Here is a 14,154-nt window from a genome sequence, read left to right as displayed (position 1 = left end):
TCTCCACCCAGTCCACATCGCGAGATACATCCGATGAGCAATCGAGTGAACCTGCTTGCCCCCGAGGTACGGGCCAACCCCTACCCTGTCTATGCCGAGCTGCGCCGCAACGCGCCGGTGAGTCAGGTGGACCCGGATGGACTCTGGGTCGTGGCCCGCCAGGCAGACGTGCTCACCGTGTTCAAGAACCCCCAGCACTTCTCGTCGGATGGCATCCGGCAGGCCTATCGCCCGGCATGGCTACCTGATTACCCACTGGCCGACTCCATGCTCGTCATGGATCCACCGCACCACACCCGGCTGCGTGCGATCATCAACCGGGCCTTTGGAACCTCCGTGGTGGCGCGCCTGGAGCCTCGCATCCGCGAGGTGGCCCACCAGGTCGTCGCTTCGCTGCCCGTGGGCCGCTCGGTGAACTTCGTGGACGCCTTCTCCATCTGGGTGCCGATCGCCGTCCTCGGAGAAATGTTGAGCCTGCCCCAGTCCCTCCATCCGCGAATCAAGCATTGGGCGGAGGTCTACGGCGAGTTCACCAGCATCGGCGAGAACGACACCGAGCGGCAGAAGACGATCCTCGAGACGGTGGCCGAGACCCGGTTTCACTTCAATCAGGTGCTGGAGGATCGCCGGCGCACTCCTCGTGACGACCTGGTGAGCGAGCTGCTGCGGACCCACGTGAACGGTGAGGAGCTGTCGTACACGGATTTGATGGGCTTCCTGTTCCTGCTCCTCATCGGCGCCCTCGAGACGGCCGTGCACCTGCTGAGCTCCTGCGCCCTGATGCTCCAGGAGCAACCGGAGCTGATGGCGCGGCTGCGCGCGGCTCCCACGCTCATCCCCCGCTTCATCGACGAGATGCTGCGACACAGCGGCCCGGCGCACGGGCTGTTCCGGCTGAACACCGACGAGGTGGAGCTCGGCGGCGTGCGGATTCCCCGGGGCGCGCGGATGCTGCTGTTGATCGCCTCGGCCAACCGCGACGAGGCCGCCATCCCCGATCCGGATCGCTTCGACATGGACCGTCCCGGGCCGCAGAACCTGCCCTTCGGCCATGGCATCCACTTCTGCCTGGGTGCCCAGCTGGCGCGGATGGAGGTCCGGGTGGCCCTGGAGGCACTGCTCGCCCGCTTCGCCCGGCTGACGCCCGGGGATGGACCCATTCAGTGGAATGCCTCGCTGGTGATGCGGGGTCTCACGCAGCTGCCTCTCGTGGCGCACCTGCCCTGAGGCCCCGGGGATCGCCCGCCTGCCCTGCCTCCATCGGGCCATTCCAGTGCCGTTGCTGCCCGGCTGCGCCGGCGTGTCCATGGTGAAGGGAAGCAGGAGACCCCCCATGTTGACCGTCGACACCGATCTCTCCACCGCTCGTGCGGTCGCCGCCCGGGCAGCCCCCTCCCTCGCCATCCTGGAGATGCCGAGCCGACAGGGCGTCGGCTTCGTCGCCGCGCCCCACGGTCTGCTCGTCACCAATCTGCACGTGGTGGCGGGCGCCGAGGAGATCCACGTCCTGCTCGCCGACGAGCAGCTCCTCCAGGTGGAGCAGGTGGTCGCCCTCGACGAGAAGCGGGACCTGGCCGTGTTGAAGCTGCCCACGCACGACGTGGAGGCCCTGCGGTTCGATGGCGGAGCGAGCCCGGGCGAGGGTGATGCGCTCTTCATCCTGCTGCCGGCCGGCGGGGGCATGCTGGGATTGATGGAGACGCGCGTCCATGCCGTGCAGGTGCTCGACGAGTCCCTCACCTTCCTCGAGCTGGAGGCCTCGCTGCCGGAGGATGCCTCGGGCAGTCCGGTGATGGATGCCAGGGGCGAGCTCGTGGGCGTGGCCACGTGCGCCTTCGCCGACGGGCGTCCGGTCACCATCGTCATCCCCTCGCGCTACGTGGTGCCCCTGCTGGATCGGCCCGGGACGCAGCCGCTCTCCACGCTCGCCGTGGCCAGGCCCGCCGCCTCCCGCGAGCGGCAGGTGCCCTCGCATCCGCTCTCGCTGCTGGAGGGGTGCGCCACGGATGGGGTCGAGGAGATCGCCCTCGCCATCATGCAGGCCATCCAGCTCGGAGCCCCCGCCTACAATCGTGGAGACCCCGAGGCCTGTTACCGCCTCTACGAGCGCACGGCCGAGCGTCTGCTGAAGGAGCGCTCGGACTGCCCGGGCGCCCAGCTCGCCCTGCGCGAGGGGCTCCAGCGCTGCGCACGGCTCGACAACGCGGACTCGTGCGCCTGGGCGCTGCGCGACACCTTCGACGGCCTGCTCCACGTCATCGACCGCTGGCTCCAGGCCCAGGCCGCCTTCGCGCGCATGTCTGCCCCCAAGTCCTATCTCCAGTGAGGTTGCACCTCGGAAGTCCCACATGGAAATCATGGATTCCATGACTCCCCGAACAACAGCCGCACCCGGAAGAGCCCGCGAGGAGGCCCCCACCGTCGGGGCTCGTGCCTGCCCGTAGTAAAACAGGGTCGTCACACGGCACCCCCTCGAGGCGCACATGCGGGCCCTGTTGGTTCCATCCGGGAGCATCGATCTATCGCCCGTGGAGTTCCTGCTCCGGCAGCTCGGAATGACCCCGACGCGGGCAGGAGACGACGAAGCGGCCATCACGGCCTTCCACCTGTCCCCCTACCCGCTCGTGCTGGTGGGAATGGACGATGAGGGAGAGCGCGTCGTGCTCGTGCGCGCGCTCCGGGCCAGTCCGAGCGGAACACGGGCCACCCTCCTCCTGGTGGCCCGCCCCGAACAGATGGAGCGGATGGGGCCCGTGCTCGAGTCCGGAGCGGATGACTTCCTGCTGCTGCCCCTGGACGAGACCGCGGCCACGCTGCGGCTGCGCCTGGCCGAGCGCAGGTCGACGCGACGGCCAGAGACTCCGCCGGCGAACCTCACGCTGGACGGACTGGGGACGATCCTGCTGCGGGAGAGCCCGGTGCCCACCTGCATCACCACGCGCGAGGGTGACGCTTTCGTCGAGGTGAACGATGCCTGCACACGGTTGATCGGCTACTCCCGCGAGGAGCTGCTCTGGCGCACCCCGGTCGAGCTGAACCTGTGGGAGAGCCCCGTGGAGCCCGATCGACTGGCGGCGCTCTTCCGGCAGCACGGCGTGCTGCGCGGGGTGGAGTCGCGGGTGCGCACGAAGGGTGGCGAGCTGCGCCACGTGCTCATGTTCGCGGGCCTCGCCGAGTTCGCGGGCATGCCCCACATCGTGACCATGTTCGCGGACCTCACCGAGCGCAAGCAGCTGCAGGACAGGCTGCTGCTGGCGGACCGGATGGCCTCGGTGGGCACGCTGGCCGCGGGCGTGGCGCATGAGATCAACAACCCACTGGCCTACGTCATGGCGAACCTCGGCTACGCGCACGAGGAGCTGGTCCGCCAGCTGGAGCGCTGGCCCAAGGAGCCGGCGGATGGACTGCCTCCGTCGGGTCCGCTGAAATCGGTGTGCCTCGCGCTCGGCGAGGCGCTGCATGGCGCGGACCGGGTGCAGACGATCGTCGGGGACCTCAAGACTTTCTCCCGCGAGACGCAGGAGTCCGTCCGGCCGGTGGACGTGAGGAAGGTACTGGACTCCACGATCAACCTGGCGTCCGGGGAGATCCGCCACCGCGCCCGGCTGGTGAAGGAGTACGGGGAGGACGTGTCCCTGGTGCGAGGCAACGACTCACGTCTGGGGCAGGTGTTCCTCAACCTGCTGGTCAACGCCGCCCAGGCCATCCCCTCCGATGGTGACGCGGAGCACCATGAAATCCGCGTCACCACGCGCAGGGCCGGGCCCGGGCAGGTGGCGGTGGAGGTATCGGATACGGGAATGGGCATCGCGCCCGAGCTGCTGGGCCGCATCTTCGATCCCTTCTTCACCACCAAGCCGCCGGGAGTGGGGACGGGGCTGGGCCTGTCCATCTGCCACAACCTCGTCACCGCCATGGGCGGGGAGCTGCACGTCCAAAGTGACCTGGGGCGGGGCTCGACCTTCCAGGTGCTGCTGCCGTCGGCCACCACAGCGGAGGAACCGCCCGCGCCGGAGCCGCAACCCACGCTCGTCACCGAGGGACCGAGGGGCCGCGTGCTGGTCATCGACGACGAGCCGATGCTGTGCTCTGCGCTGGAGCGGATTCTGAGGCCCCACCACGACGTGGTGCTCACCACGCTGGCGGCCGAGGCGCTGCCGCAGCTGGAGGCGGGAGCGCACTTCGATCTCATCCTGTGTGACTTGATGATGCCGCGAATGAGCGGGATGGACTTCCACGCGGCGCTGCAGCGGCTGAGGCCGGATCTGATTGGCCGGATCATCTTCCTCACGGGAGGAGCCTTCACACCACAGGCGAAGACCTTCCTGGAGCGGGTACCCAACCGCCGGGTGGAGAAACCCTTCAACGCGCGCGCACTGCTGGCGGTGACACGCGAGGTGCTCGCCGCCCGCGGTTGACACAACACGGACGCGCGGGTTGCAGTGCATCACCCGAGGAAATCTACCGCCACGCAGGGGAGCTCATTTTCCGCTTCGAGCTGACGGGACCCATCGTGCCGTACCATCGAGGAGGAAGAGTGAAGTGATGAGGCTCTACGAGCTGCGAGCGCCAAGAGAATCGAAGTACACTGGCAATCTCAGCGCCAGGCACAAGTGGGGTGGCCTTCCCGGGCTTCGCTGTCCTGAATGCAGGGCTGTTTGATCCGTTGGTGGGCACAGCCACCGGCACCTTGGAAGGGGGAAGTCGCATGGCGGAACGGATGGTGAAGTCCAATGGTATCGAGCTGTGGACCGAGAGCTTTGGCGAGCCCGGGAACCCACCGTTCCTGCTGGTAATGGGCGCATCGGCCCAGGGCATTCTCTGGCCCGAGGAACTCATCGACCTGCTGGTCGCCGGAGGGCACTACGTCATTCGCTACGACCACCGGGATACCGGCCAGTCGACCAGCTTCGACTTCCAGAAGAACCCCTACACGCTGGCGGATCTGGCCAAGGACGCGCTGGGCGTGCTCGATGCGTATGGAATCGCCGCGGCCCACCTGGTGGGTGCATCACTGGGCGGGATGATCTGCCAGCTCATCGGCATCCTCCACCCCGAGCGCGTACTCTCCCTGACGGTGATGATGTCCACGCCGCTGCGGACCGGGGTCGTGGAGACCTTCGCGCAAGCCTTCCAAGGTCAGGCAACGACAGAGGCACTGCCACCGCCCGCCCCACGCGCGATCGAGGTGTTCATGTCGGCGGCCACCAACCCACCTGGAAACCTCCAGGAGGCCATCGACTACCAGGTGAAGGTGGCTCGGGCCATGTCCGGAAGCGTGGCCCCCTTCGACGAGCAGGAGTGTCGGCGCACGGTGGAACGGATATTCCACCGTGCACGCAACCCGGCGGCCTCGGCGAACCACGGGCTCGTGCCATCACCCACACGTGAGCAGGCCGAGGCGCTGAAGAACCTGCGCGTCCCCACGCTCGTCATCCACGGGACGGATGACCCGATGTTCCCCCCCGCGCATGGAATCGCCGCGGCGGAGCGCATCCCTGGAGCCAGGCTGCTCATGTTGGAAGGAATGGGTCACGATCTCCCCCGCCCGCTGTTCGGGGAGATCGCTCGGGCGATCCTCGCGCACACGAGCGCGAAAGCCTGAGTCCTTCGTTCATCTCAACGACCATCAGCGGAGCCCTGCGTGCCGCGCGGACAGGCGGCGCATGAGCATGGGGGCGACGAGGAAGACGAGCAGGAGTCGCCCCACCTGCACGGCCACCACCAGGGAGAGGCTGGCCCGGGTCTCGAGGGCGATGGCGAGCACCGAGTCGGCTCCCCCGGGGGAGGTGGCGAAGTAGGTGGTGAGCAGATCCACCCCGCCCACGGAGGACCAGAACCAGGCGAGCAGCAGACACCCGCCCACCATGGCCACCACGGCCCCCAGGGCGCCGAGCGCCACGCGCTTCAGCTCGTGCACGGCCGCTTCGTCGAAGTGGCTCCCCACGCGCACCCCGAGCACCCACAGCGATACGAACAGCACGCCCGGAGGCCACGCGCCCACGGGAAAGCCCAGGGCCGAGAAGGGAATCCCCAACAGGAGCGGCCCCAGGAAGCCGCCAGCGGGCAGCTTCAACCACGTCCCCACCGCTCCGCCGACCACGGCGACGAGGGCCGTCGTGCCCCACGCCATCACGGGCGACGGAGCACCCGGCAGCGCCGCGGCGGTGGCCACCTGCGTCTCCGGCCCATGGCCCATCCACCGACCCACCGCCGCCGCCACGAGGATGACCACACCCAGGCGCAGGTACTGGAAGAGCGCCACCAGGCGCGTGTCCGCGCCGAGCTCCTCGCTCAGGACCATCATGGCCGAGGCGCCTCCTGGCATCAGGCCGATGGTGGCGGTACGGACGTCCACCCCCCCCAACCAGCTGAAGGCGAACGCCACCCCCTGGCCAATGGCCACCACGCCCACCACGTTGATGAGCGCGACGAGCCAGTGCTCGGCGAGCGCGCTCCACGCGGAGGGTTGGAAGGAGGAGCAGAGGGCCGCGCCCAGCACGGCCTGCGCGCCCAGCAACAGGAAACGGGGCACGGGGACGTGTACCGACAGGGAGAGGGCGGCCACGAGCGACACCAGCATGCCGCCGAGGAGCGCACCGGCGGGCACATGGGCCCATTCACCCAGGGCCGCGCCAACCAGGGTCACTCCCGTCACCGCCCACACACGGGAGCGCGACCGTCCATCGGGTCTCGAGTCCTTCCCCATCAGGCGGCGGAAGGTAGCGCATCTCAGACGCGCTGGTCGCCCTCGAACAACTCGTGTCCGGAGAGGAGCCGGGCCGTGCGCTGGAGACGCGCGGAGCTCAACCGCGACAGCGCCTCGCGCACCCCGGGCTGGACGAGGATGTGACGCTCGACGGCCTGACGCTCCAACCGGAGCAGTGTGCAGGGCGTGTCCGCGTACACGGAGGCGGTGGCGGGCAGGCCGAGCAGCACGGAGAGCTCGCCGAACAGGTCTCCCTCACGAAGGACGGGGTAGGCGCTCTCACGCCCATCCGGGTGCTGGTGAACCACCCGGCACCGGCCCCGGAGAAGCAGATACAGGGCCTCTCCCGGCTGTCCCTGGACGAGCAGGGGCTGCCCGGCGGGCACCGTATGGAGTTGGAAGGCGTGGGCCGCGGCCTCGCGCTGCGCGGGGGTGAGCGCGGAGAGGAGCGGGTTGCCGCGCAGCACGTTGGCCAGCAGCCGCTCCTCGTGGAAGGACCGCAGCACCTGACCCACGGAGGGGTGGCGCTGCACGAGCCGCTCCACCTGCGCCCGCGTCAGCTCCAGCGCCACGGTGCGCTCGGTGGCCACCACGCTCGCCAGCCTCGGCCCCTCGGACAGGAGGGCCATCTCCCCGAAGAACTCCCCCTCCCCCACGGAGGCCACCTTGCGCCGGATGCCGCCCTCCAGCTGGCGCACCACGTCCACGCGCCCTTCCACGAGGGCGAACATGGAGCTGCCCTGCTCCCCCTCCAGGACGATGGAGGCCCCTGGCTCGAAGCTCCTCATCGCCAGCTCCTCGAGCACCGCCACGAAGGCCGCCTCGTCCAGCTGCGAGAAGAGCGGGATGCGCGGCAGGGTGTCGCGCGGCGCGGGCGGCGGGGGCGGCGCGGGCGCCACGGAGACCGGGGCGGGAGTCAACCGGGGCGCGGGCGCCCTGTGGCGCGCGTAGAGCTCCGCCAGCATCCGCTGCGTCCGGCCGTGGCTCGAGTCGAGCTGGAGGATGACCTTGCACAGCGCGATGGCGCGCAGCAACCAGCCCTGACGCGCCCAGGCCATGGCCACCGACTCGTACGTCTCGACGGCTTCCTTCTTGCGCCCCAGCCGCTGGAGCAGCTCGGCCACCTTCTGGCGGCTGCCCAGATCCTCCGGAGCGGAATGCGCCACGATCTCGTACTCGGAGAGTGCCTCCTCCAACCTTCCACTGGCGAAGAGTTGAGCGGCCTTGTCCTTGTGCTCGCGAAGCGTCTCACTCATGGCATGACTCCCCATGCGGGCTCCTCGGGTCGTCCCCGGGTCTCTCATCCCGCCTGCATTCCGTTTCTCTCACGGTAGTCACGCCCAGGGGTGTGATGCGGTTGACGCCCCTGGAGTGAGGTCCATCACAGGGTCCGGCTCACTTCACGAGCGGCTCGCGCCACTCCAGCCGGTAGAGCGTCAGGGCCTCCTGCTTGCCCTTCACCTCCGTGGGAGGCAGCGGGCTCGTGGGCCAGGCCCTATCCCGCCAGCGCTCGAAGGTGGCGTCGGTCATGCAGATCTCCCCGTCCTTGGCGACGGAGCACACCCGACTGGCGACGTTGGTCGCGTCGCCAATGGTGGCGTACTGCAGGTACTGCTCGGAGCCAATGTTCCCGGCCGCCACCCTCCCCGTGTTCAGGCCCACGTGGATCTTCAGTTCGGGCCGGCCCTGGGCCTTCCAGCGCGCGTTCAGCTCGGCGAGCGCCCGCTGCATCTCCACCGCGGCCCGCACGGCCCGGTCCGCGTCGTCGGGGTGCGAGAACGGCGCGCCCCACACCGCCATCAGCGCGTCGCCGATGTACTTCTCCAACGTCCCCTCGTACCTGAAGACGATCTCCGCCATCACCGGGAAGTAGTCATTGAGCAGATCCACCACCTGACGGGGCTCGAGCGTGGAGGAGAGCGCGGTGAAGCCACTGATGTCGGAGAAGAGGACGGTGACCTCCGTCTCGATGGTCTCCAGGGGGCCGCCCTTCGCCATCTGCAGCTTCTTGAGCGTGGCCGGAGGGAAGAAGCGAAGGTAGGCATTGCGCAGCACGGCCTCTTCCTTCAGCCGCTGCGAGAGGAGCGAGTTGTCGAGCGCGATCGCCGCCTGGTTGGCGAAGGCCGTGAGGAACTCCAGGTCCTCCTGATTGAAGCCGTTGGGCCGGGTGAGGTTGTCCACGTAGAGCACCCCCAGCACCTCGTCCCGGGGCTTGAGCGGTGCGCACATCGACGCCTGGATGGACTGCAGCACCACCGAGGCGGCGTCGTCCAGGCGGGGATCCACCCGGGCATCGGAGAAGAGCGCCGCCACGCTCCGGGTGCGCACGTAGTCGACGATGCGCTGGCTGTAGAACGGGCCGGAGGGGGACTCGCCCGTGGAGAACCTCGCCACCCGAGGGCTCAGCCTCCCGGAGGAGGGATCCACCAACAGGATGGCGGCGCGATCCACCTCCATGATCTGGAAGACGAGGTCCAGGATGCGCTCCAGCAGCGCCTCGATGGAACCGGGCGAGGAGAGCAGCTGGCTCACCTTGAGCAACACCTGGAGCTTCTCTTCCGCCTGACTCTCCTCGCCCGCCTGCCGCACCTTGAGGGCGGAGTTGTCCCTGGACTCGGAGTGCCGCGACAACAGCTCGTCCATCGAGCCGGGAGAGAACCGCGTCTGGAGCGACTGCACCTGGGTCGGTGACAGATCCAGCGGCAGCTCGCGGGCGGTGTTCACCAGCTTGAAGCGCACCTCACCACACCGGAAGGACTCGCCCCCCTTCAACTCATGGCGGTCGATCCGGAGCTCGTTGACGAACGTCCCGTTCTTGCTGTTCAGGTCCAACAGCACGATCCGCTCGCCGACACGTTCGAGCCGCGCGTGTCTCCGCGACAGGCTCTTGTGAAGCACGCAGATGCTGCTCTCCTCCGTGCGGCCGATCGTCACGGGCCCCTCGGGGAGATCGAAGACCTGCTCGTCCAGCAGGCCCGGGTTCATGATGAGCTGCATGGGCTACTCCATCTTCGAGGCCGCGAGCACGGGCGGAACGGATGAGTGCCGTGGCGCGCTGGCCTCCATGGAAGCGGTCTGGTCGGAGCTGGACACCCGCTCCTCCCGGCGGGACAGGAGCTCGAGGACGGCCAGCGCCTGCGTGGAGCCGGGCAGACACCGCGACCCGAGCTCCCTGTACTCGAAGCCCCCCTCCAACCGCAGGCGGAGATGGTCCCCGATGAGGATCTGATCCCTCTCCGCCATCACGGTCAGCCGGGCCGCGGTGTTCACCGTCGCCCCGAGTACCGTGTAGTCCAGACGGCCCAGGCCCTTCGCGCCGATGCTGCCGCGGATGAGCTCGCCCGAATCCAGCCCGATGCTCACGCCATGAACATACGGGGAGGCCTCCCCATACCGGAAGGCCATGGCCCGAATCTGCTGCCTCGCCGCCAGACAGGCCTCCAACCCCCGGCTCAGGTGCCCCGGGCCCCGGAACACGGCCATCACCGCGTCCCCGACGAACTTGTCCACCACGCCGCCCCGGGAGAGCAACTCGGGAACGATGACCTCGAAGTTGGCGTTCAACCGGCGGATGACCGCCTCGGGCTGATCCTGCGTCGTGACCGGAGTGAAGTCCTTCAGATCGACGAAGGCCACCGTGGCCTCCACCCGCTCCCCGTCCACCACGTCCGGGCCGCGCATCAGCGGCAACGCCCGATCGAGGATGCCGCCGTTCACGAACATCCGCAGCAGGTGGTTCTCCTCGGTGGAGCGCACCATCTGGCGCAACTCCGTCACCTGCTTGAGCGCCTTGGTGAGGGTGGCTTCGAGATCCTGGAAGTCGATCGGCTTGACGAGGAAGTCGAAGGCCCCGCGGTTCATGGCCACCCGGATGTTGCTCATGTCGCTGTAGGCGGAGACCATGATGACCTTGACGAGCGGGTTCACCTCACCGACCCGGGCGAGGAACGTGAGCCCGTCCATCCGCGGCATGTTGATGTCGGACAACACGACATCGGTATCGGGGTGCTGGCGCAGCTTCTCCAGCGCGTCCTCGCCGTCGCTTGCGAAGATGAACTCGTAGACCCTTTCGCGGAGCTGCTTGCGGAAGCGCTGCTTCATCAGCAGCTGCACGTCCGGCTCGTCGTCGATGACCAGGATCTTCGAGGCCTGGGTGGGGCGACAGGACTCCACCAACGCGGCGAAGGCAGAGGCCAGCTCCCGCGCGGACTGGAAGCGGTCCGCGGGGTCCACCGCCAGGGCGCGCGTGAAGAAGGCATCCACGCCCTGACTCAGCTCGGGAACGAGGAGGGAGGGCGCTTCGGCCAACGCGCCACCGTTCCGGCTCAGCTCGCCCAGGGCGTCCGCGGAGAAGGGAAAGCGCCCGGTCAGGGCACGGTAGGCCACCACCGCGAGCGACCAGACATCGGTGCGGTGATCGATCCGGACATCCCCCCGCATCTGCTCGGGGCTCATGTAGCGCGGGGTGCCCATCACCCTGCCGGGCTGCTCGGTGGAGGCCGCGCTCCCGCCGTCCATCAGCCGGGCCAGCCCGAAGTCGAGCACCTTCACCACTTCCTGCCCATCCACCCGGGCAAGGAAGAGATTCGCCGGCTTGAGATCCCTGTGGATGATGTTGGAGGCATGCGCGGCGGCCAGGGCCCGGGCCACCTGATTGAGCAGCGAGGAAACCACGACGGGAGAGAGCCGGCCCAACCGCTCGAGCCGCGTCTCGAGATCCTCTCCCTCGAGCAGCTCCATCACGATGTACGGCGTGTCCTCGTCGACACCGTAATCGTGGATCTGCACCACATGCGGGTTGCGCAGTTGGGCAACGGCCTTCGCCTCCTGCTCGAACTGGTAGCGCGCGGAGGAAGAAGCGATGCGCTCGGGCGCCATCAATTTGAGAGCCACCCGCCGCTGCAGCTGAGAGTCGAGCGCCACCCAGATGGCGCCCATGCCGCCACCCGCGACCTTGCGCTCCAACACGTACCTGCTGCCAATCCGGCGTACGGACATGAGCGATCCACCCAAGACGATGACCAGGTCTCTACAGCACGGAAGGAGAGGATGAGCTCCCTTGCCCCCGTGCTTTCCTGAGTGGAGCATGATGGCACAATTGCTGGATGGGTGTAGAGCGACCTCGTCCACCGCCAGCGTACGGGAGAGGGGCTGGACGACGGGCAGCCGACGGGGGCGGGGACTACCCCTCCCCGGAGAGCAGGGGCCTGTCATGAACACGTCACGGAACCCGTACCACGAGCGAAACCAATTGTAGTCCCAGCACCCGTTGGCGCCCTTTCAACCGCAAGCGACCGGGCGTTCGCCCGCCCCGCGCTGGTCCGAATCCCCCGCTCCGTGCAAGATGGAGTCTTGTCCGGCATCACCCAACGGGGAGGGCAACGAGCCATGTCCCATTCGGAGCTCCTCGCGCAGGTGCCTCTCTTCTCGACCCTCGGGTCCGACGACCTGGAGAGGCTCTCCGCGCGCCTGCAGACCCGGCGCTACGACCGGGGAGGGGTCATCTTCCATCAGGGAGACGTGGGAACGGCTCTCTACATCATCCATGACGGCGAGGTGACCATCCGCCTCAGCACGCCTGAGGGCAAGGAGGTCTCCCTCGCGCTGCTGCGGCGGGGGGACGCCTTCGGGGAGCTCGCGCTGTTGGACGACGCGCCCCGCTCGACGGACGCGGTGGCCCGCGAGGAGACGCACCTGCTGAGCCTGCGCCGCGAGGAGCTGCACAAGTTCCTGCAGGAGAGGCCCCAGGTGGTCCCCGTCCTGCTGGCCAGTCTGAGCCGCCTGGTGAGGCGCGTCACCCGGACGGTTCACGACTCCAGCTTCCTGGATGCACGCGCCCGGCTGGCGCGCGTCCTGCTGGACCTGGCCCAGACCCAGGGGGAGCCCGGCACCGAGGGGGTGGCCATCGCCTCCCGCCTCACCCAGACCGAGCTGGCCAACCTGGCCGGGCTCACCCGCGAGAGCACCAACCGGTGGCTGCGCTTCTACGCTCGCGAGGGGCTGCTCTCCTACGAAGAGGGGCGCATCACGCTGCTGGAGCCCGACAACCTGCGCATGAACGCGGATTGAGGGGCGCCAGCGCTCAACGCACGAAGAAGTTGCGCAGCACGGAGATCATCGCCGCCACGTCCGCCGCGGCGGCCATCTCGCGGATGGAGTGCATGGAGAGCATGGGGCTGCCCACGTCCACGGTGCGGATGCCCAGCTCGCCCGCGCTGATGGGGCCAATGGTGCTGCCGCAGCCCAGGTCCGTCCGGGTGACGAAGTTCTGCGGCGTCACCCCCACCTCCCGGCAGCAGAGGGCGAACCAGGCCCAGCTCTCGCCATCGGTGGCGTAGGACTGGTTGACGTTGGACTTGATGACCGGGCCCGCCCCCAGGAAGGGCTGGTGCTTGGGCTCGTGCATGGACGCGTAGTTGGGATGCACCGCGTGCGCCATGTCCGCCGACACCAGGAAGGAGTGGCGGATGGCCCGGTGGAGCGCGTCCCGCCGCCCGTCCGAGTGCGCCAGGGTGATGCGCTCCAGCAGGTCGCGCAGGAAGGGCGAGGCGGCGCCCTGGGCACTGACGCTGCCGCACTCCTCGTGGTCGTACAGGACGACGCCACAGGTGGCCTCGCGCGGCCCGCTCATGGCCAACAGCGCGGACAGGCCGGAGTGGCTGCTGGCCAGGTTGTCCAGGCGCGGCGCGTGGAGGAACTCCCCGAAGGCGCCGGAGCGGATGGAGGGCTGGGTGTCATGGAGGCACAGATCGAACCCGAGGATGTCACCCGGCTCCACGCGCGTCCCGCCGCGGGCCAGCTCCTCGACGAGCATCGCCTTGAGGTCCACCGCCCCCGAGCGCTCCAGGGCGAGCACCGGCACCAGGTGCTCCTGGGCATTGAGCTTGAGGCCTTCGGTGTTGACGGAGCGGTTGAGGTGGATGGCGAGGTTGGGGATGCGCAACAGCGGACGGCGGAAGTCCAGCAGGTGGTGCGAGAGACGCCCCTCCTTCGCCGTCACCACGCGGCCGGCGAGCGACAGGTCCCGATCCATCCAGGTGCTGAACAGGACGCCGCCGTACACCTCCACGCCGAGCTGGTGATAGCCGGAGCGCTGCACCGCGGCGTTGGGCTTGAGGCGCAGGTTGGGCGAGTCCGTGTGGGCGCCCACCAGCCGGAAGCCAGCGCGGTCCACCGGCGTGGTGCCGATATGGAAGGCGGCGATGCTGGTGTCTCCCCGGGTGACGTACACCTTGTCTCCGGGTTTCAAATCCCAGGGCTCGCGCTCGTCGAGGGCGCGGTAGCCCTGGGCAGTCAGTCGGCGGATGCTCTCGCGCACCGCGTGATAGGGCGTGGGCGAGGCGTCGATGTAGGCCAACAGATCGTTGGCGGCGGCGTCGATATCGGGAGTCATTCCCCCCCAGGCTAGCGCCGCCGCCGGGCCCCGCCACAGGAAAGGCGGGGGA

11 protein-coding genes and 1 pseudogene are annotated in these 14,154 nt (G+C 68.7%); 7 read left to right on the top strand and 5 right to left on the bottom strand.

Features of this window, described 5'->3' with window-relative positions; all coding sequences use genetic code 11:
* Positions 1 to 33 precede the first annotated feature (33 nt).
* The 6 genes and pseudogenes from JQX13_RS30090 (at position 34) to JQX13_RS30065 (ending at position 5,605) form a co-directional block, all read left to right on the top strand.
* Positions 34 to 1,227, top strand: coding sequence for a cytochrome P450 (locus tag JQX13_RS30090; protein ID WP_203402924.1), 1,194 nt, complete (start codon positions 34 to 36; stop codon positions 1,225 to 1,227).
* Positions 1,228 to 1,333: 106 nt separating this feature from the next.
* On the top strand, positions 1,334 to 2,326 hold the full coding sequence (locus JQX13_RS30085) for a S1 family peptidase (RefSeq protein WP_203402923.1): 993 nt from the start codon (positions 1,334 to 1,336) through the stop codon (positions 2,324 to 2,326).
* A gap of 157 nt (positions 2,327 to 2,483) precedes the next feature.
* Positions 2,484 to 4,418, top strand: a complete 1,935-nt coding sequence (locus tag JQX13_RS30080; RefSeq protein WP_203402922.1) for an ATP-binding protein — start codon at positions 2,484 to 2,486, stop codon at positions 4,416 to 4,418.
* Positions 4,419 to 4,444: 26 nt separating this feature from the next.
* Positions 4,445 to 4,546 (top strand): annotated as a pseudogene (locus JQX13_RS56515) (SitA family polymorphic toxin lipoprotein); the annotation flags it as partial.
* Entirely contained in the window at positions 4,546 to 4,662 is a 117-nt protein-coding gene (locus tag JQX13_RS30070; RefSeq protein WP_203402920.1) for a double-CXXCG motif protein, read from the top strand. The pseudogene JQX13_RS56515 and the gene JQX13_RS30070, both read left to right, overlap by 1 nt.
* Before the next feature lie 46 nt (positions 4,663 to 4,708).
* The gene (locus tag JQX13_RS30065; RefSeq protein WP_203402919.1) at positions 4,709 to 5,605 is read left to right on the top strand and encodes an alpha/beta fold hydrolase; all 897 of its coding nucleotides are present in this window, start codon (positions 4,709 to 4,711) and stop codon (positions 5,603 to 5,605) included.
* A gap of 24 nt (positions 5,606 to 5,629) precedes the next feature.
* Here JQX13_RS30065 and JQX13_RS30060 read toward each other — a convergent pair whose 3' ends face one another.
* From JQX13_RS30060 to JQX13_RS30045, 4 genes are all read right to left on the bottom strand, one after another.
* Positions 5,630 to 6,649 carry an AbrB family transcriptional regulator gene (locus JQX13_RS30060; protein WP_239013942.1) on the bottom strand — a complete coding sequence of 340 codons (1,020 nt, stop codon included), beginning with the start codon at positions 6,647 to 6,649 and terminating at the stop codon, positions 5,630 to 5,632.
* A gap of 83 nt (positions 6,650 to 6,732) precedes the next feature.
* The gene (locus tag JQX13_RS30055; RefSeq protein ID WP_203402917.1) at positions 6,733 to 7,965 is read right to left on the bottom strand and encodes a cyclic nucleotide-binding domain-containing protein; all 1,233 of its coding nucleotides are present in this window, start codon (positions 7,963 to 7,965) and stop codon (positions 6,733 to 6,735) included.
* Between the two features lie 139 nt (positions 7,966 to 8,104).
* Positions 8,105 to 9,706, bottom strand: a complete 1,602-nt coding sequence (locus JQX13_RS30050) for an adenylate/guanylate cyclase domain-containing protein (protein ID WP_203402916.1) — start codon at positions 9,704 to 9,706, stop codon at positions 8,105 to 8,107.
* Positions 9,707 to 9,709: 3 nt separating this feature from the next.
* Positions 9,710 to 11,707, bottom strand: coding sequence for a protein kinase domain-containing protein (locus JQX13_RS30045; RefSeq protein WP_203402915.1), 1,998 nt, complete (start codon positions 11,705 to 11,707; stop codon positions 9,710 to 9,712).
* A 390-nt stretch (positions 11,708 to 12,097) separates the two neighbouring features.
* On the opposite strand from JQX13_RS30045, the gene JQX13_RS30040 reads away from it, so the two are divergent.
* Positions 12,098 to 12,778 (top strand): Crp/Fnr family transcriptional regulator, encoded by a 681-nt coding sequence (locus JQX13_RS30040; RefSeq protein WP_203402914.1) that lies wholly within the window; start codon positions 12,098 to 12,100, stop codon positions 12,776 to 12,778.
* A gap of 13 nt (positions 12,779 to 12,791) precedes the next feature.
* Here JQX13_RS30040 and JQX13_RS30035 read toward each other — a convergent pair whose 3' ends face one another.
* Positions 12,792 to 14,102: a M18 family aminopeptidase gene (locus JQX13_RS30035; protein ID WP_203402913.1), complete on the bottom strand. Its 1,311-nt coding sequence runs from the start codon at positions 14,100 to 14,102 to the stop codon at positions 12,792 to 12,794.
* Positions 14,103 to 14,154: the final 52 nt, after the last annotated feature.

Origin of the sequence: Archangium violaceum, from assembly GCF_016859125.1 — a bacterium.
Lineage (GTDB): Bacteria > Myxococcota > Myxococcia > Myxococcales > Myxococcaceae > Archangium > Archangium violaceum_A.
Note: the sequence above shows the minus strand (reverse complement) of the source record. Positions and strands in the feature narration are given on the sequence as shown.

Bases quoted from the DNA above. Each gene is read 5' to 3' on its own strand.
- JQX13_RS30090 (WP_203402924.1), top strand. From the start codon at position 34: ATGAGCAATCGAGTGAACCTGCTTGCCCCCGAGGTACGGGCCAACCCC.
- JQX13_RS30085 (WP_203402923.1), top strand. From the start codon at position 1,334: ATGTTGACCGTCGACACCGATCTCTCCACCGCTCGTGCGGTCGCCGCC.
- JQX13_RS30080 (WP_203402922.1), top strand. From the start codon at position 2,484: ATGCGGGCCCTGTTGGTTCCATCCGGGAGCATCGATCTATCGCCCGTG.
- JQX13_RS30070 (WP_203402920.1), top strand. From the start codon at position 4,546: ATGAGGCTCTACGAGCTGCGAGCGCCAAGAGAATCGAAGTACACTGGC.
- JQX13_RS30065 (WP_203402919.1), top strand. From the start codon at position 4,709: ATGGCGGAACGGATGGTGAAGTCCAATGGTATCGAGCTGTGGACCGAG.
- JQX13_RS30055 (WP_203402917.1), bottom strand. From the start codon at position 7,965: ATGAGTGAGACGCTTCGCGAGCACAAGGACAAGGCCGCTCAACTCTTC.
- JQX13_RS30050 (WP_203402916.1), bottom strand. From the start codon at position 9,706: ATGCAGCTCATCATGAACCCGGGCCTGCTGGACGAGCAGGTCTTCGAT.
- JQX13_RS30045 (WP_203402915.1), bottom strand. From the start codon at position 11,707: ATGTCCGTACGCCGGATTGGCAGCAGGTACGTGTTGGAGCGCAAGGTC.
- JQX13_RS30040 (WP_203402914.1), top strand. From the start codon at position 12,098: ATGTCCCATTCGGAGCTCCTCGCGCAGGTGCCTCTCTTCTCGACCCTC.
- JQX13_RS30035 (WP_203402913.1), bottom strand. From the start codon at position 14,102: ATGACTCCCGATATCGACGCCGCCGCCAACGATCTGTTGGCCTACATC.